The sequence below is a fragment of the Arachidicoccus ginsenosidivorans genome (assembly GCF_007971385.1).
Taxonomy (GTDB): domain Bacteria; phylum Bacteroidota; class Bacteroidia; order Chitinophagales; family Chitinophagaceae; genus Arachidicoccus; species Arachidicoccus ginsenosidivorans.
Genome location: NZ_CP042434.1, coordinates 4,876,765 through 4,901,379, shown reverse-complemented (window position 1 = coordinate 4,901,379; position 24,615 = coordinate 4,876,765). Strand labels below are relative to the sequence as shown.

The window sequence follows — 24,615 nt, the reverse complement described above, 5'->3', positions numbered from 1 at the left end:
GCCTTTTAGACGTCTTCAGCGCAAAATTGCCTACCCTTTTTTGTTCACCGTCTTTTTTCTTACGGCCACTGGTTTGGAAGAGTGGCGCAGGGTAAAACCTGTTGGAATCACTACTTTTTTAAAATCTCCAGCCACAGCTTTCTTATGCAGTCTTTTTAACAGCAGATCGATGGTGGCCTCAGCAATTTTATCAATGGGTTGATAGATGGCTGTTATGGAAGGATTATATAGCTCAAAAAGATCGCAATCATCAAAAGCAATAACAGCCAGATCTTCAGGTACGCGGGTACCTAATTTCTGGAAGGCTTTTAAGCCATTGGTACCTGCCTGGATCGCACTAAAGAGCACGGCGTCCATTTTTGGATGCTTTTTAATAAAATCCACAATGGGATCAATAATCAACCTTTCATCCGGATCAAAATTGATTTCCAGTATAAACTCCTTTAAACCGGCCTCACTGACAGCCGCCCGGTAGCCTTCCAGCCGGCCCTGCATCTGGGTCTGAGAAGAGGCAAAGGTGATAAAGCCAATGTTTTTATATTTTTCTGCGATCAAAAGCCTGGTCGCCTCAAAGGTGCTTTCATAATTATTGACCTCCACCTGGTCGGTCTGGATCCCTTCCAGATGCCGGTCAAAGAACACCACCGGCATGCCAGAGGCCAACAGCGAGCTAATCTCTTGCTCCACACCGACCGGGGGAGCAATGATACATCCATCGACATTACGCTCCCTGAACATTTCTAAAAGTTCTTTGGTTTTGTCGGTGTTATTATCGGTACTACAGTATAGGATCTTATAACCGCTTTGATAGGCTTTATTTTCAATATGCCTGGCCACTGCCGAAAAAAACGGATCCGCAATGTTTTCTACCATCAGCCCAATAATATTGGTCTTGCCCGTTCTAAGGCTCTTGGCGATGGGATTGGGCTTATAGCCGACCTCTTTAATATATGCCTCTACACGTTTAACCAGTCCAGGGCTGATTCTTTTCTCCTCTGCCCTTTTATTTACAATAAAAGAGATGGTGGTCTTAGAGATATTTAGCTCCCTGGCAATGTCTGCTATGGATAATTTTTTCAAGATTCAATTGTTTTAAGTACTGATCGTAAGGGATTGCTGTTTCAATGACTTCAAATGTCTGTTGAGTCTGGGATAGCGCAGGCCAAAAATACAAATAATGAGATAGCAAATAGTTGGCAGATAATAAGCGCTGGCAATATGTGTGTTGGCTATCAGCCCCATCAGGGGTGGGAAAACAGCCCCTCCTAAAAAGCCCATCACAATAAAAGAGGAGGCTTGCTGTGTATGGCTGCCCAGGTCTTTCAGCCCCAGGCTGAAAATAGTAGGATACATAATACTGAAAAAGAAATTGATCATCAGGAGCGCTACAAAAGAAACCCATCCTGCTGCCTCGGCCACAATCAGGCACATCAGTATATTGGCAAAAGCAAATATGGATAGTAGGATATAAGGCTTAATATAACGCATCAGAAAAGTACCTGCAAATCGACCAATAACCAATAGTAAAATACTCAGGGAGAAAAAATACCCTGCATGCTCTGCACTGAAATGCATGGTTTCTTCCCCGTAATTAATAAAATAGGCCCAGGTGCCACCTTGGGCAGCCACATTAAAAACTGAGCGACTACGGCAAAAATAAAATGACGCTCTTTTAGCAGATCTTTTAAGGGAGGCGAAGTTCGAGTTGCCGACTGTGTAACTGACGAGCTATCCGTCTGGGGACCGCTTTGTTGGTTATGTGCAGCGCTCCCTACTTTTACCCTGGAAAAAGGAGAAAAAGCAAATATCAACCCCATTAGCGTAATTACACAACCAATGGTTACATATAAGGATTTAACCGTAGATAGATCGCTGATTTCCCCTCGCTCCGCCTTGAGTAAAAAAAAGCTACCAATGGCTGGACCTAATACGCCGCCCAGTCCATTGAAGGACTGGGCAAAGTTGATCCGTTGATCGCTGGTTTTCTGGTCACCCAGCGCCGCTACATAGGGATGGGCAACAGTTTCTAAAGAAGCCATACCGGAGGCCAGAACAAATAAAGCGAACAGAAAAAAAGAAAAAGAACCCGCACTGGCAGCAGGAATAAATAAAAAGGCCCCTGCCGCAAATAAAAACAATCCCCCTAAAATAGCACTGCGATAACCAAATTTTTTCATGTAAAAACCAGCCGGCAGCGCCACCAATGTATACGCCCCGAAAGTAGCCAGTTGGATAAGCGATGATTTTGATTTAGAGATATGCAGCTCCGCCTGGAAGTGTTTATTTAGCACATCCATCAAGGTAAGTGCCAGCCCCCACATCAAAAAAATAGAAGTGAGAAAGGCAAATAGCAAATAATACTTTTTACTGGTTAGTGGCGCTCTGCTTGTATTCATAAATCAATTCATGTTTGCGGTAACGTAAATATAAGGCAATTTATGAGTTATCGCCTGTATTAGCCCTAACCAGCCTTAACCGCCGCTATCCTATGATACAACATACTCTCTGATAGCTGATTAGTTCGCATCGTTACCACCTGACTGTAATGTTACCTTAAACCCATTACCAAAAACTAATCCGTATATTTCTAATACCTAATGACGGTATGGAAAGGGAAAATGTTTGCCTGTTTTTATTATAAGACAACTGTCTTATTGTATTTCCGGCAAGATCCACTAATTCAACTTGCCTGACTTCGCGTCCCTCTGGCAAAGACAAGGCGACTTGCCGCAGCTGGTCATCACCAGTGGCATTAAATAAGCGCAAAAGATAGCTACCCGCTTGGTTAACTTTGTCCTGCTGCTTATCTGCTGTCTTGTCACCTTTTTTGTCATCCCAGCTGTTTGCAGATCCTTGCTGATCATCCTGCCTGGCTTCGGTGTCCGCCATTTTAAACGCACTGACCTGCCAGCCACTGTTTTGAGGTAGGGTCAATAAGCTTTGTGTTAGCTGCTTATGATCGCCCATGAAGCCTGCACCTGCCCCTAAATCGACCAATACCAGCGGTTTATTAAAAGTTTCAGCCGCTTGCGGAACAGTTACATTAGATACGCCTGCCAACGGTTTAGCATCACCTGTTTTCCAATCACCTGCATGGGGCATAAAAGCATAATCAATGGTTGTGGTACCCTGAACCTGATAATCAGCACCGAAAAGCCCACGGCCAATATACTGAGTGGTAAGTCCAAGTGGCAGACCGGGCCCATGCGCATAACTGGTCGTAGCGGTACTAAATAAGGCAAATCCGTATGGGTCATCGCTTGCCTGAAGGTTTACCCAGTGAAGTAACACATCATTTTTAATACTGTCCCAGCGATCAAAAAAAGTGCTGCGCAGTCTACTTGTAAAAATATCAAAGGGCGCATCCTTTTGAATGGTGACGTTTTTAAAGTTTACGGGAAATAGGGTTAGCAGTTTATAACGGCTGTTATAAAAAGCCTTTTTAGGATCCTTATTGTCAAAGGGCTCCTGGTTAAAGGCGCCGATGCCCAAATCTTTTGGATCACCCGCCCACCTGGCCCAGTCAATCATCAATTTGGTTCTAATCAGCGGGTCGTTTTGGGATAATTGAAGGATCTGCGTAAAGGGTGCATCTGCAATCCTGCCCTGAATCTTAAGCGCCGCATATAAGGGGCCATTGGCTAATACAGTTACCCTGGCTGGCTGCTCATCACTGCTACGAAAACGTTGCTGATGATAAAAATAACCGCGTAGAACATTCAGACCAGCACTTTCTCCACCTTTGTTTACGGCAATAAATTCATGGGTGGTGGCCTTTTTGCCCTGTCCCTGGTTAATTTTTAATTGCAAACTGGTAATTGCACCTCCCTTTAATGGGGACACCCGTAATTTATAGCGTGCTGTCTGCAACTCAAACAGTCCATTTTTAGTTGTCGGATAATATTTCGTGGGTTCGCTACAGCATTATATTGGCCATTATTATTCGGGCGATTTTTTACTTGTACGTGCTTTGCCTGGTTTGTAATGGTTTCTTTTTGCATTTTTTGCCGCTGACCAGATAAAGCGCCCGGCCCCTCCAAGCGGTATATGGCATAGCCCATAGCAGGAACCGTCGGCTCAAAATAAATCGTTGCCGTTTGCTGCGATCCTTGCTTATCCCCAGCTTGGGATACCACCACCTGAAAATCAACTTTCCTACCCGCTGGATCCAGCAGCTGGAAGGCACAATCCATCTTCCCGGCATTACCCGTTAGTAATTCAGCAGGCAACTGATAGCTGACCATGGCCGTTTGCTTGCTGCCAGTGCTGTTATAGATTTTAAGTAAGCGAGATCTTTTGAATGGACTGGGCGGTATTTTTTCTATACTTTGATTGAATTGCTGGCGCCTCTTTTTATATGTCTTTTTGGCGAGCGTTGCAACTGCTTGATTAGCCGCATTAAGATTTATCAGGCTGTCTGCAATATGAAGAGCCGTATCTGTCCAGCGCTTTACTTGCTGTTGCCAGTTGCGACCGTGCTTTTTATTGTAAGGAACGATCCAGCAGTCATGATGCTGAGACAGCAGTAGATTTTTCCAGGCCTTGTCCAGACTGGAAGTAGGAAAACGATCTTCGTCAAACAAATGATTTAAAGTCGTCAGGGTTTCTGCCGTAATGAGCCGGTTTTCCGTCCGGCGAACTGCCCTTGCCACCCTTTGCAGAATCTGACCACCCCAGACCAGACTGACCTGGATATCTTCCTCAGACAATTTCCACTCAGGGATGGATAGAGAGTCACTATGCGCATTATCACCATCTACTTGTGCTTTTAAAGCAGCTTTTGCCATTGCAAAATAGCCCTTCCAAGTCGTATAGACTGACCTGGGATAGGTGGCTGCGCTTTTCTGATTCAGCTGAAGATCCTTATTAGTTGAACCCAACCAAGGTCCTACGGTCCAGCCTGCATCCTGCAGGCACATGCCCACGGGATATTGAATGCCGCTTTTGATGGCTCCGTTTATATAATCCGGACTATTGCGCCAGGCAATTGTCTGCCAGGTAGCGCCTTTTTGCAGGCTTTCTGTGCTGTATCTGGGAACAGTAAGCAGGCTACTGCCATCCGGTCCCTTCCAATAAATCAATTCTCCCGCATGCGCCCTGGTATAACCGCCCCAGCAGGTATTGGGATTTTTCAGGCTGGCATATTTAAACCCAAAAGCGCTTAAAATGCCAGGCAGCTGACTGGTAAAACATGGCTCCTCTGAACTATAGCTAGAAAATTGAATTCCCGGAAAATGCCGCCTTAGGGTCTGCATGCCATAATAGAATTGCCGAATAATGCTTTCGCCGGAGATATTAAACATATAAGACTGGCCATAGGCTGGATTTATATATTCCATCCGAGCCGAGCCGGTGGTGTCCATCAGCTGTTTTTTGATAAACAGATAGCCATTTGGGTCAATGGACTCAATAGAATCCCAGGTTACAGGCTCAATTTCCAGATTGACCTTCCATTTAGGATGTCGCCGCATCTGATCTGCAATAAAAGAAGCATATTTATAAGGAAAATGTCCCCAGATGCCGCCATGATACCCATCAATAAAATAAGCCTGTGTAGCAGTGTCAGGGGTTGTTTCGGATTGACTATAAGAAGTCCCCATGTATATTATCAAAAAAAGCACAGCCAAGAGTCCTTTTTTGCCAATACAGGTTGCCCTTTGTTGAATTGGGCACCAGCTGCCCTTTGCATAAAGGTCGACCTTAAATGTTGAAGTTTTTCCAAAAATAAAATGGACGAATTGTTTACTGCGGTTCATAAGTAAAAGAAAGTGAATGGAATCCATCACTTTATTATAGTCACATCCGGCCCTAAATACCGCCATTATTAGAGAAAATAATATGTACCTTTTTTGTTCCCTTTAATGGCGGATTTTCTTCTCTTATGTTACTTTCTAATAGTGAATTATAAAAGCGCTGCTGTATTCACCTATTTAATCTGATTTTAATCTATTTTTTATTTTAATCATCATCAATGCAAATTAGAACTAAGAAAGGCCATTTATGGATAGGGCTAATTATCCTATTATGCTACTGTGGGCAAAAAGCCAAGGCGGCGACTGTTGATACCGTTTCTTTTTACAGTCAGTCTATGGATCGAAAAATGAAAACGGTTATTATCCTGCCTGAAAACTATAAAACAACAGGCAAATTGCCGGTGGTATATCTGCTGCATGGTTATTCTGGTGATTATAGCGACTGGATTAAAAAAGTGCCTGCAGTCGCCTCCTATGCAGACCAGTATAAAGTGATCATTGTCTGTCCGGATGGAGGCTTTGCCGGCTGGTATCTAAATAGCCCGGTGGATAAGCACAGCCAGTATGAAACTTTTATTACAGCTGAACTAGTGCCATGGGTTGATCAGCATTTTCCGACATATGGCAACCGGGACAAGCGGGCGATTATGGGACTAAGCATGGGGGGCTTTGGTGCGCTCTATCTGGCCATTGAGCATCAGGATACTTTTGGTGCGGCCGGCAGCATGAGCGGAGCAGTAGATTTGACAGGGCTGGCCGGTTCCTTTGGGATTGATAAGCTTTTAGGGCCCTACAGTAAGTACCCCAAAAGATGGGAGGAGCACAGCATTTTATATCTGACCCATAAATTGGTCAATGATTCCCTGAAGCTCATTATTGATTGCGGCGCAAGTGATTTTCTTTACCAGCAAAACGTGGCACTCCATAAAAAGCTCCTTTATGATAAAATTGACCATGACTTTATCACCCGCCCTGGTGAACATACCTGGACATATTGGGCCAATTCTATTCAATTTGAGCTATTATTTATGCATCACTTTTTCGATCTTTCAAAAAATTAGGGATCTTTAGGGCGAATCATCAGGTTGGCATGACGAGTTAAAGTCGACCTACGAAACGTAAACAACAATATATCAATAGATTATATATAATAATCCCATTTTAGTATGACAAGAGTTTTTTCCCCAGGTTGGCTACAACATGTTTTAACCCTAGGATTGATCGGATTGATTTGCAGTACTCAAAATACGGTCCAAGCGCAGAGTACCTCTGTTGCTGACTATGTAAATCCGATGATTGGCGCCAGTACCAGTGTAGGGGATGCGGGTATTTACCATGGGTTGGGTAAGACTTTTCCAGGTGCTACAACGCCTTACGGTATGGTGCAGGTGAGCCCAAATACAATTACAGGTGGGGATAACGGCTCAGGCTATAGTGATGAACACACCAGTATTGAAGGATTTGCTTTTACCCAAATGAGTGGTATCGGTTGGTATGGAGACCTGGGTAACTTTTTGGTCATGCCTACGACAGGAGAATTAAAAACATTCCCCGGAAAATTAACAGATCCTCAAAATGGCTACCGGTCCTTGTATGATAAAGCTTCCGAGAAGGCCACTGCGGGTTATTATAGTGTTTTTTTACAAAAGTATCAGGTGAAAGCTGAAATGACCGCAGCGCCGCATAGTGGCATGCTGCGTTTTGCCTTTCCGGCCAGCCAACTATCCAGGATCCAGATCGATCTGGCCAGAAGAGTCGGCGGCACAGCCACACAAGAGTTTGTCCGTGTCGTGGATGAGCATACAATTGAAGGTTGGATGCGGTGTACGCCAGATGGTGGCGGTTGGGGAGATGGTGCAGGTAAAGCGGATTACACCGTCTATTTTTATACCCAGTTCAGCAAACCCTTAAAAGATTACGGCGTATGGACGGCCGATATACCTATGGGAATCAGCCGCAAAAGAGCCTCCGTTACCAGTGATCGCTATCAAAAAATCGTGGCAGATGCGAAGGTACTTAAAAACCAATCATCCTTTAAGGGTAAACATATTGGCTTTTATACAGCCTTTGCCACCAAGGATAAGGAACAGGTCTTAATGAAAACCGGTATTTCTTTTACCAGTCAGGCAGGGGCCAAGGCCAATTTGGCCCGTGAAATTAAAGGCTGGGATTTTGACGGGTTGCATCGCGCGGCAGTAGATTTATGGAATAAAGCACTCAGTAAAATTAAAATTGAAGGCGGGACCAAGGAGGAAAAAACAGTGTTCTATACGGCGCTTTATCATACGATGATCGATCCCAGAAACGTAACAGATGTAAACGGGCAATATCTGGGAGGAGATGGCAAAGTACATGAGGCGAAGCATTTTACCAAAAGAACGATTTTTAGTGGCTGGGATGTATTCCGTAGTCAAATGCCACTACAGACCATCATTAATCCTGGCCTGGTTAGTGATTTAATCAATTCATTAATTACGCTGTCTGATCAGACAGATAGCGGCTATTTACCACGTTGGGAAATTTTGAACGCATATAGCGGTTGCATGATCGGCAATCCAGCTGTGTCTGTTATTGCAGATGCTTATGCCAAGGGCATTCGGTCCTATGACCAACAAAAGGCCTTTAAGTATGCACTTGGAACAGTAAAACGCTTTGATAACGGGCCTTCAGGTTATACCCCGGGCGGTCTTAGCATCTCTGAAACACTGGAATACAGTTATGCCGATTGGTGTATGTCGCGCATTGCGAGCGCCATGGAACATCGAGAAGTGGCGAACTTGTACCAGCAAAAATCAATGGATTATAAAAACCTGTTTGACCCACAAAAAGGATGGTTCCGGCCCAAAAACGAGGACGGTTCCTGGCAGCCTTGGCCTGCCAAAGGCAGGCTCACACAGAACTATGGCACCATTGAAAGTAATCCCTATCAGCAGGGCTGGTTTGTCCCCCAGGACGTGAAGGGCATGGTGGCACTTATGGGCGGCAATCAAAAGGTAAAAGCAGAGCTGGAGGATATGTTTGAACACACGCCGGAAAACTTTATGTGGAATGATTATTATAACCATGCCAATGAACCAGTGCATCACATACCTTTTTTATTTAATAGAGTAGGGGCACCCTGGCTTACACAAAAATGGACTCGAAAAATATGCAGTGGCGCCTATCACGATAATGTGGAAGGCCTGGTAGGCAACGAAGATGTAGGCCAAATGTCCGCCTGGTATGTACTGGCAGCGGCAGGCATACATCCGATTTGTCCAGGCGATCCGCGTTATGAAATCACGTCACCGGTATTTTCAAAAATCACTTTTAAGTTAACAGCCCCTTACAGTACCGGCAAAAGTTTTACAATTATTGCAAAAAATAATAGTAAGGAAAATATCTATATCCAATCGGCAAAACTCAATGGCAAAACTTACGATAAATGCTATTTAATGCACTCAGATATTGCTAAAGGAGGCACACTGGAACTCGTGATGGGGTCAACACCCAATAAATCCTGGGGAGTTGTTGAATAGTCCCTGGTAACGGCGCTTAAGTTTCTCCAAAAATAACGTTTGTGATGCATACTGTTGCCATGGAGTCAACTGGTGTATACTGGAAGTCGCTCTTTACCTTTCTCATTCATCAAGGATTTGAAATGTATTTAGTTATACCAGAACAAATTAAAAATATTACCAGCAGAAAAACCTGCAACGATTTGCAGCATAAGATATATTTTTTACGCCCTATTTTGTTGCACATATAGTGCAAAAGTTATGATTGTTGCACTATATGTGCAACAATATTGTTTGGGCATGATTGGTGAAGCGAAAATACTTAGTTAAATGTTTATATAATTTTAAGTAAAAAACGAGCAAGAACTTGCAGTACACAAAATCTGCTGATATTTTTTTGCGCTTAAGCTAACTCTGATGAAAAGTGGCAAAAACGGGGGATAAAACCGATCTGGACGCTCCAATAATGACAGGAAATAAGAGAAATTCAATTGACTAACAAAATAAGATCGGCCATCAGCTAAACAAGTGAGAATATACCCCCCCCGTTAAATTGATATCAGGCGGTCCGAATAAATCGAGATTATCCAATTGGCACCTTATGATGAGAATTGACCAAAAATGAAAATGATTGCTTTGGTGAATGTCCTAATGATTTTACCCCATGTATAAGGTTGTATTTCCCGTATATACCGGTAACTTAAAAAAAGCTACACAAACATTTTGTTATATTGAACGAGCGCATTTTAACAATTTTTCCTCCCAGAAGTCCATTAACTTTGGTGCACTTGAAAAAGATAGTTACCATATTTTTAATGGCACTGTATGCCATGTCCGTTTCTGCATCCATCGTAACGGTGCGAAGCTGTGATGTCATGCAAGTAGCCGTCTCTATTTCTTTTATAGACAACAATAATAATAATTGTTGCTGTGCTGGTATGCATTGCCTGGAAATGGGGCAGGATATAACAAAAACAAATAGTGGTATTACCAAAGCAACTGACAATAAAGGCTATGCGGGGGATTATACGACTAAGTCTAATCAAAAAAGCTGTTGTACACAAATAGTATTACAATCAAAGCTGGTAGCAAATCAACCGGCTAATACGGACATAAACTTAGTATTCGCTCAAGGAGTCCATATATTGCCATCCATACTGCCAGATTATGCAACCTATCAGGCAGCTAACCTTAATATACAAAACAGCTGGAGGGCGACCAGTAGCCCGCCCAATAACCAAGTTCCATTATACAAGCTATTTAAAAGACTGACTTACTACGGCTAAAGATTTCTATTAAAATTCATCTAAAGCTCAACGGCCTAAAACAAATAATTACTTTATTTTCAGTCATTTACTAATTAACTGATTGGATAATTTATTTGTTTTCTGTTTGAGTGATTGGTTTATCGTCATTTATTAAAATGGCGCTGTCAGTAACAATAGAAAGAAAATCTTTATCATGAAAATAGTATTCATCATATTAAGTTTTATACTCATTACAACGCAGCTTAGTTTTGGGCAAAAAAAACAAATCATAACCGATACAATATCTGTGGATGGCATTTGCGAAAAATGCAAAGCAAGAATAGAAGACGCCGCCTTCATCAAGGGCGTCAAAAAAGCCGACTGGGATATGACCACCAAAAAACTGGTTGTTATATTTGACCAGCACAAAACAACACTCAAAACCATTGAGACAAGTATTGCCAAGGCAGGCCATGATGCTGGGGATATAAAAGCCCTGCCGGCAGATTATAATAAACTACCCTCTTGTTGCGCCTATAAAGATGCCCAGATCAGCCATTAGGCCAGCGCAGCTTTATCTTAAGTTACTCATTTCCGGGTTATTTTTATCTGGCATCTTTTTGGAAAATACCGTAAAAGCGCAATACGATTTTCCTGCAACCGGCACTTCCACGCTGGAAGGGACCGTATTAGATGCACAGCATAAAAAACCTTTACAAGGAGCGAGTGTGGCCTTTTTGAAGGCCACCAGAGGTGTTATATCTGATCAAAATGGCCATTTTAAGCTCCCTTTGACCAAAGGGCAGGGATCTTCAAAACTAGTCGTTCGCTATATTGGCTACAGATCCGATACCCTTCGTTTTAAACAAGATTTTAATGCAGATTCATCCAGTCTGACTGTATTATTATATCCAGAGGACGCTCCAATTGACGCATCCGCAGTAACGGTTCGTTATGAAAGGAAAAGCACCGAAATCAGTCTGTTGGGGCCAATTAAGCAGGAACGCATCGGTGGTGCGGAGCTGCTACGGGCGGCTTGTTGTAATCTAAGCGAGAGTTTTGAGACAACACCTTCTGTGGATATTGGTTATACCGATGCGATAAGTGGTTATCGTCAAATAGAGATGCTGGGATTAGCCGGCTCCAATACGTTTTATACCAGAGAAAATATACCAGAAAACAGAGGCCTGGCCTCTGTTACCGGTCTTACATTTACACCAGGCACCTGGCTGGAGGGCATCCAGTTAAGTAAAGGTACAGGATCAGTGGTAAATGGTTATGAAGGGGTTGCTGGTCAGATTAATACAGAATGGCTAAAGCCATTTGAAGCTTCTGCCCCCAGACTGCTAATCAATGGTTATCAAAGTACGCAGGGACGTACAGAAGGCAATCTCGTATTTGATCATAAGCTCAATGATCAGACAAGTACAAATTTACTTTTATATGGCAGATCTGACTGGCACCGCAATGACCAGAATAAAGATGGTTTTATGGATAATCCGGTCGGAGACCTCTTTGTAGGTTCCAACAGGTGGTTTTATTTTAGTCCAAAAGGACTGGAGATCCAGGGAGGTATAAAGGGGGTATACATGAATGGTACCGGAGGACAGATGGAATATAAATACAACAAAGATGCGCCAGTAAATGCTGCATCAGACCTTTGGGGTTATCACAGCACGGTTAAGCGACTGGAAGGCTGGGCGAAGATAGGTAAAGTCTATGTCGATCAACCTTACAAAAGCATGGGACTGCAGTTATCTGGCGTCACCCACGAGCAAAAAAATTTGTATGGCATTAGACCCTACAACGGCCATCAAAATAGCTTTTATGCAAATTATATCTACCAATCCATTATCTCCAATACAGATAATATCATAAAGGTCGGTGCCAGTTTTCAGGCGGACAACTTTAAAGAAAATTTTAATGACTGGCGCATGCGGCGTAATGAAATCGTACCAGGCGCCTTTGTAGAATACACCTATAACTATTTATCCAAATTAAATATTGTAGCAGGACTACGCGCTGACCATCATAATCTATTTGGCAGTTTTGTAACGCCCAGACTCCATATTCGTTATGCGCCTTTTGAGAAAACAGCCATACGGGCTTCCATTGGCAGGGCACAGCGAACGGCTAATTTTCTATCAGAGAATACCGGTCTTATGGCCAGCAACCGGCAGTTTCTGCTAAACGGCACAAGTCTAAATAATGCCCAACAAGATGCATATCCTTTCAAGCCAGAGGTCTCCTGGAATACCGGTCTGAATATTACCCAGAAATTTACCCTGGGTTATCAGGACGGATCATTTACGGCAGATTATTATTATACGGATTTCAACAACCAACTGGTAACTGACTATGAAACCCCTGAAAAGGTGAACTTTTATAACCTGTCCGGTAAATCCTATGCGCACAGCCTGAATTTTCAGTTGGATTATGAGCTTATCCATAAACTCAACCTGCGTCTGGCTTACCGGTATCTGGATGTAAAAACCACTTATGATGGTGTGCTAAAGCAACGACCACTGGTGGCAAAGGACAGAGCCTTTCTAAATGCCAATTACGAAACCCACAGCAAATGGAAACTCAATTATACCCTGCAGTGGACTTCTACCAAAAGGTTACCCATGAGCAGTATTTACCCGGAAAAATCATCTCCATCCTTTTTTATGATGAATGCACAGCTCAATAAAAGTCTACTAACAGATAAACTGGAAATTTACGCAGGGGTAGAAAACCTGACGAATTATCTGCAAAAACCATTGATACTACTAGCAGAAAATCCTAAGGATCCTGGATTTGACGCCTCTCAGGTATGGGGACCTGTTATGGGCAGAAATTTGTATATCGGGTTTAGATATAGTCTCTAAGAAGTACTAAATGTTAGCAGTCTCACTTAACAATCAAAAACTGCTAATGAATACAGACAAAAGCGTAAGTAGCGGCCACACTAGCCAGGCCATTACTTACGCTTTTATTTATACTTAAATGCTGACTTTAAGCTATGACCGGTAACAAATAGTGTTTTTTTTGATTCCCGCCATAAAAAAGCAGATTTACTTATTTAGACGGCTCAGTTGTGCTTACTTGCCGCCAATGGAAGTATCTATAAATAATCTCCCATACCAAAAAAAGAGTGCAGCTAATAAGCAGTACATGTGGGTATTTTACCCCGAAAGGCACCAAATTATTAGGTTGAATTTGTACGGAATAAATCACAGGTTGTCCCGATTTTTGTTTGCACTGGATCTTACCGGATGCCTGAATCAGACCGCAATAGCCCATATTACTGTTAATCGCGATATCTTTTCTGGTTTCAACGGCTCTGAGTCTGGCATTATAAAAATGCAGATCCGTTAGATAAGTATTCATGAACCAGCCGTCGTTGCCTGGACTCAATAAAAAAGTAGCGCCTTTGTGAAGGGCTTTGCGGGCCAGGGTACTGTTAGTGGATTCATTGCAGATTAAAACCCCTGCTTTACCATAGGCTGTGGGCAGGGTTCCCCCGTCAGGTCCTGGCAAAGCCGTAAAACCTGCACTACTCAAAAAAGGGATCAGCAAATTCCCAATTGGCTTCTCAATGAGACCCAAAAGAACCTGTTTATCATATCGACTAATAACACCACCGTCTGGATCCAGTTCATAAAGGGAATTGTATACAACATCTGAACGAAGCGTCGCTGTATTGATACCCAATAAATGCGTGATACCTGCAGGCCTTGTATTTTGTAAAATGGCTCGTACTAAATCGTCATCCTTTTGATAAGTCCACGCAATGGCAGATTCAGACCAAAGTGCCATAACAGGTTTGGAAGCCAAAGCGTTTAGCTGACGGCTTAAACCTAAGAGTCTTTCGGCTAACTGATTACCGCCAATACTATCCCATTTTAGCTGAGGTGCAATATTTTCAGAAACAATGGCGAGCGTGAAATTTTTACCCTTATTGTTTCCCGTATTGCTTCCCTTATTGTTTCCCGTTTGCTTTTCGATTAAACGGTCTTTACCAAAATCTCGTCCAACATCACGACCTAATTCACGCCTAAAATTATTTTGCAGTAAATAGCCGCTCACCGCATACAACAAGGCAACACAAACAGGGATCCAAAGTAACTTCCATGCCTTTGCCCGGATAATAAACGCGAATAGCGCATTTACAAAAATAACCACAAAACTAAGAATAGACGCACCAAATAAACTCACTGGCTGGATCAAAACAAAACTGGTTGACAGCGGCAATCCAACCCGTAAATGCAACCAGGGCAGTCCGCTTGTAAGCCATCCCAGCAAAAATTCAGCTACCGTAAAAATACAGGCAAGCGTTAAGGCAGGCATCAGCATAGCCAAAGGTAATGCCTTAGCGTATTTGCCGGACTTTGCAGATTTATACGCCTTAGTTTCTTTAGGGATTTGTGCCGTTCTATTGCTTTTAACTGGGCAAGTCAACCCCGGATACCACCACATAATCAGGCCAAAATACAGACTAAGCAAGCTACAGCTAACAAAAAATGCGATCAGCCCATACCCTAAACCAGCCTTACTTCCTGTAAAGTGCTGCACTCCAGGTATCATCCACCAAAAAAGGCATGCAGCCAGCCCTACGCCAAACCAAAGGCCCGCCTTAAAGGCAGTCTTAGGTCTTTGTTGGCCTAAACACATAAAAAGTGGTACAAAACTAATCCATATCAGCCAGGCATTTAACTGCGTAAAAGCAGCACCGGTCATAAGTCCAGCCAGCAAAGCCCACAAAGTTATATTTACTGGCGTGCTACTTTCACCAGAAGGATGTTTTTTTTGCGTCATAGGCGCCCATTATTATTGCTACTGCATGATTTAAGGAGAATTAATTTTATTACTTAACGATCACTTTTGCACTTTGCTTTGATCTGCTTGTCCTCACCTGTAACAGATATATTCCAGCTGCAGGCCGACTTTTCAGTACATAATGTCCATCCTGGCGTGCGTTGAAGGATTGCTTTAAAATGACCTTGCCAGACATATTAATTAGTTGTACCTGAATCGTTCCGGTTAAAGTTGCGCCATTCGCATCACTATTTGCATCGCTATTTGAGCCGCTACTTTTTAAAGCACCTTCAGGATCTATAAAGCTAAAACTGATCTGGCCTTTTGTTGGATTAGGAAAGACTTTCAAGTAATGATCCATACCTGTATTAATGACAACGCTGCGAACTTCAGAAATTTTAAGGCTGCTACCTGAGCCGTAACGCAGGCGGTAATAATTGATGCCAGCAAGCGGGCGCTGATCAAAATAGCTATAGTGACTTTCACCAGTTGTTAACCCATTACTTTTAATCTCTGCAATAGGGTAGAAGCTTTTATTGTCCCGGCTGCGCTCTACGGTAAAACCGGCATGATTAATATCCTCCTGCGTAGCGGTGGTCCAATTGAGCCGAACGCCAGCTCCACCTCCGCTGTTTTCCCTGATGGCAGTAAACCGGGTCAGTCCCACGCTTAAAGCATCTTCAGTATTTACTTGCAGGGTTTTAGAGTAACTTAACTGGTGATCCATATTGTAAATAGCAATCCGGTAATAATTCAGGCCAGTAACGGGCGTGGCATCTATGGCCATGTAAGTCCCCTGGTTAACCGAATCCGCACCATCCACACTGGTAAGCGCAGTCCAGTTTGCCCCGTCCTGGCTACGCTCCACCTGATAATGATCATCGGTGGTATGTGCCGCTGACCAGTTAAGTTCAATGGCTGCCCCCTGTTTATCAGCTGTAAAGCTAAACAAGGAGTCAGCTGACTTTTTACCTGAATAGGGGGAAAGATCCAGTAATTTTGCCCTTGCGTAAATGGGCAAATAGGTTGATTTAACCGCCATCTGCATGGCAACAGAGCCGGAACTTCCATCTGTTTCTGTTACAAAAGGATAAACGGAATAAGTGAAGCTATAGTAACCATCCTGGCTAACAGGATTTAGATGGCCTTCATAGGCCAGAATTCCTTCCTGACCAGGTATATTATAGATCACAGTTTTATGGTCCCAGGGGCCATAGGGAGTGGGCGCAAACCAGGCTGCGATTTCATTGGAAAGGTGTGGCACACCACTCATGACATAATTATTTTCCCCTAGTTTTAGAACATTGCCAGCAGGGACCCCATCCAGGATCTCTTTGGCATTTTCGTAATCAGTGGACCAGCTGCCATCCGGCTGATAATACTGCCAGGGTGTCTGCGAATCAAACTGCCCGGCTGGAACCCTGGCTACAATGGTATGCATGTCAAAGGTTCCGCTTGATTTGCCAAAATACAGATAATCATAATCGCCGTCCGCCATTATACAATTAGGGCTTATCGGGATAGTGGCCGGTAATTTAGTCAAGCCCAGTACATGTAGATCTGGCAACGATAGCGAGCCTACCCAACTATTGCCGGTGTAATTGCCGCCGCTGATTTCAATGAGCAATACTTTGAGTTGATTGTTTTCAATGATACCACCACTTTGCCAGAAAATATTACCGTTACCCGGATTGAAAAGCGAAGCTGCATTCGGTGCTGCACCGCTATACACAGAACTAAGTTCATTACCCTGTTGCCTTACTATCAGGTTGTTGATAATGTGACCTGAACTCAATACATTGGTGTTCGGATCAACATTTCCCATAAAAGAATCATTGTACACCCAGGCTATGGTTCCATCTGGCAGTAACACCGGATTATTATTATCACCAGAGAGCCAGCCATAACTTTCCTTAAAGTTATTTTGCCAATTATACTGCTCACGAACATCAAGATTCGGATTGGTTTGCCGGTTAATGATTTCAATATCATCTAAATAGTAAGTCGCATTACTATTAAAATGCATTTTAAGGGAAATGGGCGCAGTTAGATCAGTTACCCTAAAAGCATATTGATACATTTGCCAGCCGTTGCCACTTTTATCAAAACGGTCATAGATCTGGTAATGGCAATGATTATTGGGGCCGTCTGCGCCAAGCTCGATATCAAGCAATGCATTACGGGTTTCGCTGATGGCCCAAAAACGCAGCAAATAAACACCCGTATCCGGTAAATTAACAGCGGAGCTGGTCAGGGTAACGGAATTTGCCGGTCCACTGCTGGTAACGGCTACTTTCAACGCTTTACTGCCACTATGGAACTGATTTTCGGTCTGATTCACCTCAAAACCAGCTACACTACCATTATCTGCCAGTGTGCTCCAACCGGTCAGATCACTTTCAAATCCGCCATTTGGGAAAATAGTCGCCGGCGCCGACTCAAAATGATCGGCTGTTGTAATAATGGAAGGCAAAGGCGTATTTTGATCTCCGGCATTACTTCTAAAATAATAAGTCGTATTGGGCCGTATATTAGCCGTTGGTTTTATACACCATTCATATTCCGTCCTGGTATTATTTTGCAGGGTGTCCGTTGTTTGATCTTGCCGGGTAATAACAATGCCCGGAACAAAACTAATACTGGCATCGCCACCTGTTAACTGCTCGGTCGTCGCATCTCCCTGCCCAATCAAAGTATTGTCTCCACCCAGATTAAAAGCATTAATGTCAGAGGCCTCCGTTAAGCTCATCCAGGGACCACTAGTAGAGGTGGCATATTGCAACTGGTGATTAAGTGTCTTTGGATCCCCCGTATTGTTGTAGACGGCCAAACGCAGCCTTATGGCCTTATAATCTGATATGGTAATGGCGCCGTCCTGATCGGCTTTCCAGGTGGCCGTGGCCTGATCACCATCATTGTTATGCCAGCGCCAGTGGCTTTGGGTCAGATTGGCCAAAAGGGTGGAACTGCCAGCCAGGCACAAAAGGATAAGCAGGGTTAATCGCTTCATTTCTATTGGGATTTAAGATGACTAAATGTTTTTGGTTTATTTTGGATTTTTTAAAAATCGGCTCGCGGTAGCAATAGTTTCACCAGAGGTTTTATTGATGGTTTGGTCACTTTGCTTTACGAGTTGTTTATTTTAATGAATATTTTTTGTTATCTGAATTATCCTAAAAGTCAAGGCGGTGCTGGTTTTAATTGGCGGCAAAGTTTACCCGCCTACACATAATGAATTTAAGTGGGGCCGCATATCCTACGCCTCCCTTTTGACACATTGCATAGGCTTTGCCGCCATTTTTTTGGATAAAGTTCTAATTTTCCCTTTGCGTAAATTCCTTGGTAAATTCCTGACTAAATTACTGGCTACCCGCAATACAGCTTCAGCCTTACAGTGTTTGTGCCTTTAAATTATAGTATTGACTAACTGCTGATCCAAAAAAGCATCCATGCGCTAAATAAAAAATTCTTCTCAGCTTTCCCATTAGCAAATTGACCGGATCTTCCAGCAGGCAGCTTTAAGCAAAGTAAGCCCCATAATTTTACGGTGTCAATTACCAAAAAATAAAAAAATAAAAATTCAACACACGCAATTCCCAACCCTCTACAGCCATTTGGTTGTTATTTCTGTATCTATTTAAAAAAGCATAATATGATAAAATAGATTAACGAATATTTGGAATTACCACAAAAAAAGATTAAAATATATTTTGCTAAATCGATTTATATGTCTTAATATTGTACCAGAATAACAGCAGTTAGCGAAAATGAACATTATTAAGATAAAATATTAACAATTACTATATATTCATTTTTAATCATATAATAAGTATTCGACCCCAACACAACTTTGTTTTTTAATTTATAAACAGGTTTTGGTTTTCTTCCATTCAATCTTCTCAAAAAATTTTTTGTTATGAATACCATTCACTTTTTTTCGGATATTGAACTCTTTGAAAAATTCAAAGGGGGCGATAAGACAGCCTTTGAACAAATCTATAAAAGGTACTGGTCTTGTTTATTAAATGAGGCCTATCGTCTCACCGACGCTCAGGCACTGTCCAAAGATCTGGTGCAGGATATCTTTGTATCTCTTTACCAAAAGGCGGATAAAATTGATATTAAATTTTCGTTCAAGGCATACTTATATCAAACACTACGTTATAAAGTAATCAACAGCAAAAGAGATGCGTTGATTCACCAACATTGTCACCAGGATATCTATCATAGATCCTCCCGCGAAAACGTTTTTTCCAATCAACTTGAAACGAAAGAGTTAAACAACCATCTTTATGTAGCCATCAATGGTTTACCCAAAAAATGTAAGCAAGTCTTTTTATTAAGCAGAGAAGGAGATTATTCACATAAAGCTATCTCCAAAGAATTGCATATTTCAACCTCTACCGTAGAAAAGCACATTGTAAAAGCGCTTAAAATCCTAAGGCTAAAACTAAACTACAAGGAAATGCTGGCTTAACAATTCGCATTTCTATCAGTGTAACGATCAGGCTGCAACTTTAAAAATTACTTTTTAAAATTCCTAATTACAACCTTTTTTAAATTTTCTGACTATTTTCAAAGACATTATTTATGCTGGGATGGTTCAAAAAAAAGACAATTCTGATGTTGACGGCACTGGGGTCACTAGCCGCAGCGGCACAAAACGCCTCACCGGTTAAAGATTTGGTCTCCTATGTCAATACCCTACAAGGAACAGCCTCTACGCCCGGGTATTCCTATGGCAATACGTATCCGGCCATTGCCCTTCCTTTTGGGGAACATTTCTGGTCTCCTCAAACAGGCAAAAACGGCAATGGCTGGAAATACTGCTATCAGGACAGTGCCATCAGAGGTTTTGGCCAGACACATCAGTGTAGCCCCTGGATGAATGATTACGGCGTATATAGCCTGATGCCCCTTACTGGCAATCTGGTCGTTAATGAAGACAAGCGTGCCAGCCCGTTTGATCACCGTAATGAAAAGGCTGGCCCGGACTATTATCAGGTACGATTTGATAATGGCATTCAAACCCAGATTACGCCCAGTGAGAGAGGGGCCATATTTCGGTTTCAATTTCCCAAAAATGCACCTGCCTACTTATTACTGGACGGATATACAGGCTACAGTCAGTTTCAAATAGATGCACAGCATAAAACCGTTACAGGGTATGTTCATAACGGCATTTTTATACCGGGCAATTTTAAAAACCATCTTATTTTAAGGTTCAGTCAGCCACTGCTAAGCTATGGCAGCTGGGACGGCCAGGCAAATACGGTCTCAGCAGATAGCACGCAGGTCTCCGGCAACAAAAAAGGCATTTATTTGCAATTTAAACCTGGCACTACTGTAGAAGTTAAAGTAGCCTCCTCCTATATTAGTTTAGCACAAGCCAAGCGCAATCTTTTGCAGGAACTGGGCACAAAATCCTTTGATCAGGTGCACAGCCGAGCACATCAGACCTGGAATAAGAAACTGGGGCAGATTCAGGTGGAAGGTCTGTCTAAAAGCGACCAGCAGACTTTTTACAGCTGCCTATACCGGTCCAGTCTTTTTCCCTGCAAGTTCTATGACAGAGACAGTACAGGTAAACCATATTATTACAGTCCCAATGACGCAAAAATACACAACGGTTATTTTTATACCGACGACGGTTATTGGGATACTTTTAGAGCTAAATTCCCTTTATATAACCTGTTACAGCCCAGGATGCAGGCGCGCTATATGAAGGCGATCCTTGCCGTACAAAAAGAGTGTGGCTGGCTACCTTCCTGGTCTTTCCCGGCTGAGACCGGCGGCGTTATGATTGGCAATCATGCCATTTCTGTTTTGGCGGATGCATGGATTAAGGGTATTCATAGCTTTGATCCGGATAGCGCGCTGGCGGCTTATTTTCATGAGGCGACCGGCTCTCGGCCAGATGGCAGATTTGGCAGAAAGGAGTGGGGCGATTATTTTGTATTGGGATATGTCCCGTATAAAAAAAGTGAAGTCGGTTCTACGGCCAAGACTCTGGAATATTGTTATGATGATTTTTGTGCCTACCAACTTGCAAAGGCAAGTGGCAATCAGTTTTATGAAGATATATTTGCCCGCCAGCTTTATAATTACAAAAATGTCTTTAACCCAGCCTCTGGCTTTATGGAAGGAAAGGACAGTACTGGAAAATTTGACCCGCAATTTAATCCCTACCAGTGGGGAGGTCCTTTTGTGGAAGGTAATAGCTGGCATTACAGCTGGTCAGTTTTCCATGACGTACAAGGTTTGATTGATCTTATGGGTGGCCCGCAAAAATTTGTCTCCAAACTAGATGCACTCTTTAATAGCCCGGACTCCATTGACGTGGGGAGTTACAGGGACACCATCCATGAAATGCGAGAAATGGTCACGGCAAGGATGGGCCAATATGCACAGGGCAATGAACCCATTGAGCATACAGCTTATTTATATACTTATGCGGGTCAGCCCTGGAAAACGCAGTATCATGTCCGCCGTATTATGCAGACGCTTTATAATGCCAGTCCAAAAGGCTACCCTGGCGATGAAGACCAGGGGCAGATGTCCGCCTGGTATGTGCTCAGTGCACTGGGCTTATATAGTGTATGTCCCGGGACCAGTCAATACATCATTGGCAGTCCTTTGTTTACAAAAGCGGTCCTGCACCTGGAAGGAGGGAAAACTTTTGTAATTAAAGCCCTAAATAACAGTGATCAAAATATTTATATTCAGTCAGCGACCCTAAATGGCCAACCTTTTACCGCTAATTGGATTGATTATAAAACCATTATTAAGGGAGGTGAACTTATTTTTCAAATGGGAGACCACCCGGCAAAAAACAGGGCCGTCAAGACCAGCGACCTGCCTTATTCATTTTCCAGCACAAAGTCAAAACAAGCGCTAACGAGGGCAAAATAAATCCGGGAAGGATCAGAAATAAGGTCAGCGATGCAAGGCTAATGATCAAATTAAAGTAAGGTAGCCCTTATTTAGCGATTAGGTGGCGCCTTTATAGGGCGTTTGCGACAACCTTATAGGGACTTTACAAGGTTTATCAATTGCAACCAAATTCCATTTAGAGCATGGGCTTTTAAAACGACCTATAAGCAGTAAGATAGGCTATTGTTCCAATTAATAAACGGGGGGCGCAGCAAAAGATGTTTTTAAGGCATGCCTCCAGGTAGCCACAATACCATCCATAAACTGCTAAAAAAGATTTAAAAAACAGTGGCGGTATTATGAATTGAAAGTGTCTTAAAGTTGGCGTCTACACTGCACCAAAAATAAACCTTTTGAAAGCTTTACAAAACAGCGGTAGGCCCAAATGAGGATACTAAATTTTGGAGAGGATAACAAGGGCGATAGCAAAAGTGGACGACCAAAAAGGAGCGGGGGATTACAACGAGCGAAAAAAGCATAACTGTTCGCCAGGAGTAATTTGATACAATGAGTAGACTAAAATTCGCCATCAACAAACAAGCAGTCATGTGTTATAAGAAATTATTAGACAACATTCAGTACTAACTGATCAAAAAGCATAAACATTAAAGGGCCCAAAAAATATTGTAATGAAAAAACATTTTATTGCCTGGGTGGTTCCGGCAACCGTTATTTTGGTTATTTTTTCTGCCTGCCAGAAAAGTGGCTTTCTGGACCAGACCTCGACCACCAGTCTCAATGAGGCATCTACCTTTTCAGATAGTGCCAATGCCATGTCCTTTTTGAATAATATCTATGCCAATATTGGTTTTGCCAGCGACCCCAAAAGGTTTAGTGGCGGCAATTTCGCAGCCGGACTAGACGCTGCCTCAGATGAAGCGGAAGGACCGAATGCATCAAGTTCCAACGGCTTTGTCCAGTTTGCCACAGGTACCGTCAACCCGACCGTTGTACCAGACGATGCCTGGCGGATCTGTTATAGCAATATCCGGGCGGTCAATCAATATTTACAGCATTTACCAGTCATCCCTTTTTCTGCCGCGCTAAAAACTTCTACCCGAGCAGAAGCGCACTTTCTGCGCGGTTGGTATTATTTTATGTTGTTGGAACATTACGGCGGCGTTCCACTTATCGGGGATTCTATTTATACAACAAAAGACCCAATGACACAAGTTAGAAATTCTTTTAAAAGTTGTGTCAATTATATTTTGGCAGAGTGTGACTCGGCTGCCAATAATCTACCAGTCACAAGAACAGGTTCAGAATATGGCCGGGCCAGCAAAGGCGCCGCACTGGCACTTAAATCCAGGTTACTGCTTTATGCGGCCAGTCCTTTATTTAATAATGGCGGCATAGGTAAAGATGTGCCAGCAATGGATTCTATTGTTGCTTATCCTGATCAGGATCCAAATAGATGGGCTCTGGCCGCAGCGGCGGCCAAAGATGTCATTTCTTTAAATGCCTATTCACTATACATAGACTCTACAACGAATCCCAGTGAGCCGGGTTATGGGTTTATGAAACTTTTTACGCTGCGCTATAACACTGAGTATATACTGGCCCATATGATGGCTAGTAATAAATACCTGGAATCGCTCTGGGACGTTCCCTCCAGGGGCGGCTCCGGCGGCCCGTTCCCTTATCAGGAACTGGTGGATGCCTTCGGCATGGCAAATGGCAAGCTGACCGGCGATAACGGCTCGGGGTACGATCCGGCAAATCCCTATAAAAACAGAGATCCCAGACTGGATTATACCATCATGCACGACTCGACGCTCAGAATCACTTACGGTGCCAATCAGCCTACCCCAATCAAGCTCTATTGGAATACCAGCGTTTCTCCTGCTGTGGCTGCCAGCGGAGACGCCGTACATAAAGGCACTTCAACGGGCTATTATATTAATAAAATGATTGATCCAAGTGTACTCAATAATGGGATCGGAGAGGCACAACGCTGTTTGCCCCTGATCCGCTATGCGGAGATTTTACTGAATTATGCTGAGGCGCAAAATGAAGCCGTTGGACCGGACAAAACCGTCTATGATGCACTTGAGGCTATCCGTCAACGTGCCGGCCTCCGGCCTTATAAGTTACCGGATAATCTTTCCCAGGACGACATGCGTCAAGTCATCCACCATGAAAGGAGAGTTGAACTAGCCTTCGAAGGATTTCGGTTTTTTGATGTCAGACGCTGGATGATCGCCGACTCCACTGACAATCAGATGATGCATGGTATGGAAGTCGACCGGGGAGCATCGGTAACATATAAGGAGTTTAATGTTCGTAAACATAATTTCAGGCGTGCAATGTATCTATGGCCGCTGCCCCTCTCAGAGATTTCTAAACTACCTACATTGAAGCAAAATCCACTGTATTAATAGTCAG

Annotated in this window: 16 protein-coding genes; 9 read left to right on the top strand and 7 right to left on the bottom strand. The window is 43.1% G+C overall.

Features of this window, described 5'->3' with window-relative positions:
- Nucleotides 1–30 precede the first annotated feature (30 nt).
- The 5 genes from FSB73_RS19680 to FSB73_RS19665 all read right to left on the bottom strand — a co-directional run bounded on the left by FSB73_RS19680 (nt 31) and on the right by FSB73_RS19665 (nt 5,600).
- Complete coding sequence (locus FSB73_RS19680; RefSeq protein WP_225974197.1) at nt 31–1,080, bottom strand: LacI family DNA-binding transcriptional regulator; 1,050 nt, start codon at nt 1,078–1,080, stop codon at nt 31–33.
- A gap of 12 nt (nt 1,081–1,092) precedes the next feature.
- Nucleotides 1,093–1,575, bottom strand: coding sequence for an MFS transporter (locus FSB73_RS25665; RefSeq protein ID WP_225974196.1), 483 nt, complete (start codon nt 1,573–1,575; stop codon nt 1,093–1,095).
- Nucleotides 1,533–2,396, bottom strand: coding sequence for an MFS transporter (locus tag FSB73_RS19675; RefSeq protein WP_225974195.1), 864 nt, complete (start codon nt 2,394–2,396; stop codon nt 1,533–1,535). Before FSB73_RS19675 ends, FSB73_RS25665 begins: the two co-directional genes overlap by 43 nt.
- A gap of 166 nt (nt 2,397–2,562) precedes the next feature.
- Entirely contained in the window at nt 2,563–3,870 is a 1,308-nt protein-coding gene (locus tag FSB73_RS19670) for a glycoside hydrolase family 38 C-terminal domain-containing protein (RefSeq protein ID WP_158639624.1), read from the bottom strand.
- Entirely contained in the window at nt 3,831–5,600 is a 1,770-nt protein-coding gene (locus tag FSB73_RS19665) for a glycoside hydrolase family 38 N-terminal domain-containing protein (protein ID WP_158639623.1), read from the bottom strand. The genes FSB73_RS19670 and FSB73_RS19665 overlap by 40 nt, the downstream gene beginning before the upstream one ends.
- A 371-nt stretch (nt 5,601–5,971) precedes the next feature.
- Between FSB73_RS19665 and FSB73_RS19660 the strand changes: the two genes are divergently transcribed.
- The 6 genes from FSB73_RS19660 (at nt 5,972) to FSB73_RS19640 (ending at nt 13,367) form a co-directional block, all read left to right on the top strand.
- The gene (locus FSB73_RS19660; RefSeq protein ID WP_146786147.1) at nt 5,972–6,814 is read left to right on the top strand and encodes an alpha/beta hydrolase; all 843 of its coding nucleotides are present in this window, start codon (nt 5,972–5,974) and stop codon (nt 6,812–6,814) included.
- Nucleotides 6,815–6,919: 105 nt separating this feature from the next.
- Nucleotides 6,920–9,271: a GH92 family glycosyl hydrolase gene (locus FSB73_RS19655; protein WP_146786144.1), complete on the top strand. Its 2,352-nt coding sequence runs from the start codon at nt 6,920–6,922 to the stop codon at nt 9,269–9,271.
- Between the two features lie 44 nt (nt 9,272–9,315).
- Nucleotides 9,316–9,501 carry an IS110 family transposase gene (locus tag FSB73_RS27780; RefSeq protein ID WP_225974871.1) on the top strand — a complete coding sequence of 62 codons (186 nt, stop codon included), beginning with the start codon at nt 9,316–9,318 and terminating at the stop codon, nt 9,499–9,501.
- A 537-nt stretch (nt 9,502–10,038) separates the two neighbouring features.
- Nucleotides 10,039–10,536, top strand: coding sequence for a hypothetical protein (locus tag FSB73_RS19650; protein ID WP_146786141.1), 498 nt, complete (start codon nt 10,039–10,041; stop codon nt 10,534–10,536).
- 175 nt (nt 10,537–10,711) lie between these two features.
- Nucleotides 10,712–11,059 carry a heavy-metal-associated domain-containing protein gene (locus FSB73_RS19645; RefSeq protein WP_146786138.1) on the top strand — a complete coding sequence of 116 codons (348 nt, stop codon included), beginning with the start codon at nt 10,712–10,714 and terminating at the stop codon, nt 11,057–11,059.
- The gene (locus FSB73_RS19640) at nt 11,040–13,367 is read left to right on the top strand and encodes a TonB-dependent receptor (RefSeq protein WP_146786135.1); all 2,328 of its coding nucleotides are present in this window, start codon (nt 11,040–11,042) and stop codon (nt 13,365–13,367) included. Before FSB73_RS19645 ends, FSB73_RS19640 begins: the two co-directional genes overlap by 20 nt.
- 190 nt (nt 13,368–13,557) lie before the next feature.
- Here FSB73_RS19640 and lnt read toward each other — a convergent pair whose 3' ends face one another.
- Both lnt and FSB73_RS19630 read right to left on the bottom strand, forming a co-directional pair.
- Nucleotides 13,558–15,297 (bottom strand): apolipoprotein N-acyltransferase, encoded by a 1,740-nt coding sequence (gene lnt / locus FSB73_RS19635; protein WP_146786132.1) that lies wholly within the window; start codon nt 15,295–15,297, stop codon nt 13,558–13,560.
- Between the two features lie 49 nt (nt 15,298–15,346).
- Entirely contained in the window at nt 15,347–18,307 is a 2,961-nt protein-coding gene (locus FSB73_RS19630) for a T9SS type A sorting domain-containing protein (RefSeq protein ID WP_146786129.1), read from the bottom strand.
- 906 nt (nt 18,308–19,213) lie between these two features.
- Here FSB73_RS19630 and FSB73_RS19625 point away from each other — a divergent pair.
- From FSB73_RS19625 to FSB73_RS19615, 3 genes are all read left to right on the top strand, one after another.
- Entirely contained in the window at nt 19,214–19,774 is a 561-nt protein-coding gene (locus tag FSB73_RS19625; RefSeq protein ID WP_146786126.1) for an RNA polymerase sigma factor, read from the top strand.
- Nucleotides 19,775–19,920: 146 nt separating this feature from the next.
- Nucleotides 19,921–22,209 carry a GH92 family glycosyl hydrolase gene (locus tag FSB73_RS19620; protein WP_158639622.1) on the top strand — a complete coding sequence of 763 codons (2,289 nt, stop codon included), beginning with the start codon at nt 19,921–19,923 and terminating at the stop codon, nt 22,207–22,209.
- A 650-nt stretch (nt 22,210–22,859) separates the two neighbouring features.
- On the top strand, nt 22,860–24,608 hold the full coding sequence (locus FSB73_RS19615; RefSeq protein ID WP_146786120.1) for a RagB/SusD family nutrient uptake outer membrane protein: 1,749 nt from the start codon (nt 22,860–22,862) through the stop codon (nt 24,606–24,608).
- The last annotated feature ends 7 nt before the right edge of the window (nt 24,609–24,615 follow it).

Excerpts from the sequence above, each read along its gene's own strand:
- FSB73_RS25665 (WP_225974196.1), bottom strand. The coding sequence starts at position 1,575 with ATGCATTTCAGTGCAGAGCATGCAGGGTATTTTTTCTCCCTGAGTATT.
- FSB73_RS19675 (WP_225974195.1), bottom strand. The coding sequence starts at position 2,396 with ATGAATACAAGCAGAGCGCCACTAACCAGTAAAAAGTATTATTTGCTA.
- FSB73_RS19665 (WP_158639623.1), bottom strand. The coding sequence starts at position 5,600 with ATGGGGACTTCTTATAGTCAATCCGAAACAACCCCTGACACTGCTACA.
- FSB73_RS19660 (WP_146786147.1), top strand. The coding sequence starts at position 5,972 with ATGCAAATTAGAACTAAGAAAGGCCATTTATGGATAGGGCTAATTATC.
- FSB73_RS19655 (WP_146786144.1), top strand. The coding sequence starts at position 6,920 with ATGACAAGAGTTTTTTCCCCAGGTTGGCTACAACATGTTTTAACCCTA.
- FSB73_RS27780 (WP_225974871.1), top strand. The coding sequence starts at position 9,316 with ATGCATACTGTTGCCATGGAGTCAACTGGTGTATACTGGAAGTCGCTC.
- FSB73_RS19645 (WP_146786138.1), top strand. The coding sequence starts at position 10,712 with ATGAAAATAGTATTCATCATATTAAGTTTTATACTCATTACAACGCAG.
- FSB73_RS19640 (WP_146786135.1), top strand. The coding sequence starts at position 11,040 with ATGCCCAGATCAGCCATTAGGCCAGCGCAGCTTTATCTTAAGTTACTC.
- lnt (WP_146786132.1), bottom strand. The coding sequence starts at position 15,297 with ATGACGCAAAAAAAACATCCTTCTGGTGAAAGTAGCACGCCAGTAAAT.
- FSB73_RS19630 (WP_146786129.1), bottom strand. The coding sequence starts at position 18,307 with ATGAAGCGATTAACCCTGCTTATCCTTTTGTGCCTGGCTGGCAGTTCC.
- FSB73_RS19625 (WP_146786126.1), top strand. The coding sequence starts at position 19,214 with ATGAATACCATTCACTTTTTTTCGGATATTGAACTCTTTGAAAAATTC.
- FSB73_RS19620 (WP_158639622.1), top strand. The coding sequence starts at position 19,921 with ATGTTGACGGCACTGGGGTCACTAGCCGCAGCGGCACAAAACGCCTCA.
- FSB73_RS19615 (WP_146786120.1), top strand. The coding sequence starts at position 22,860 with ATGAAAAAACATTTTATTGCCTGGGTGGTTCCGGCAACCGTTATTTTG.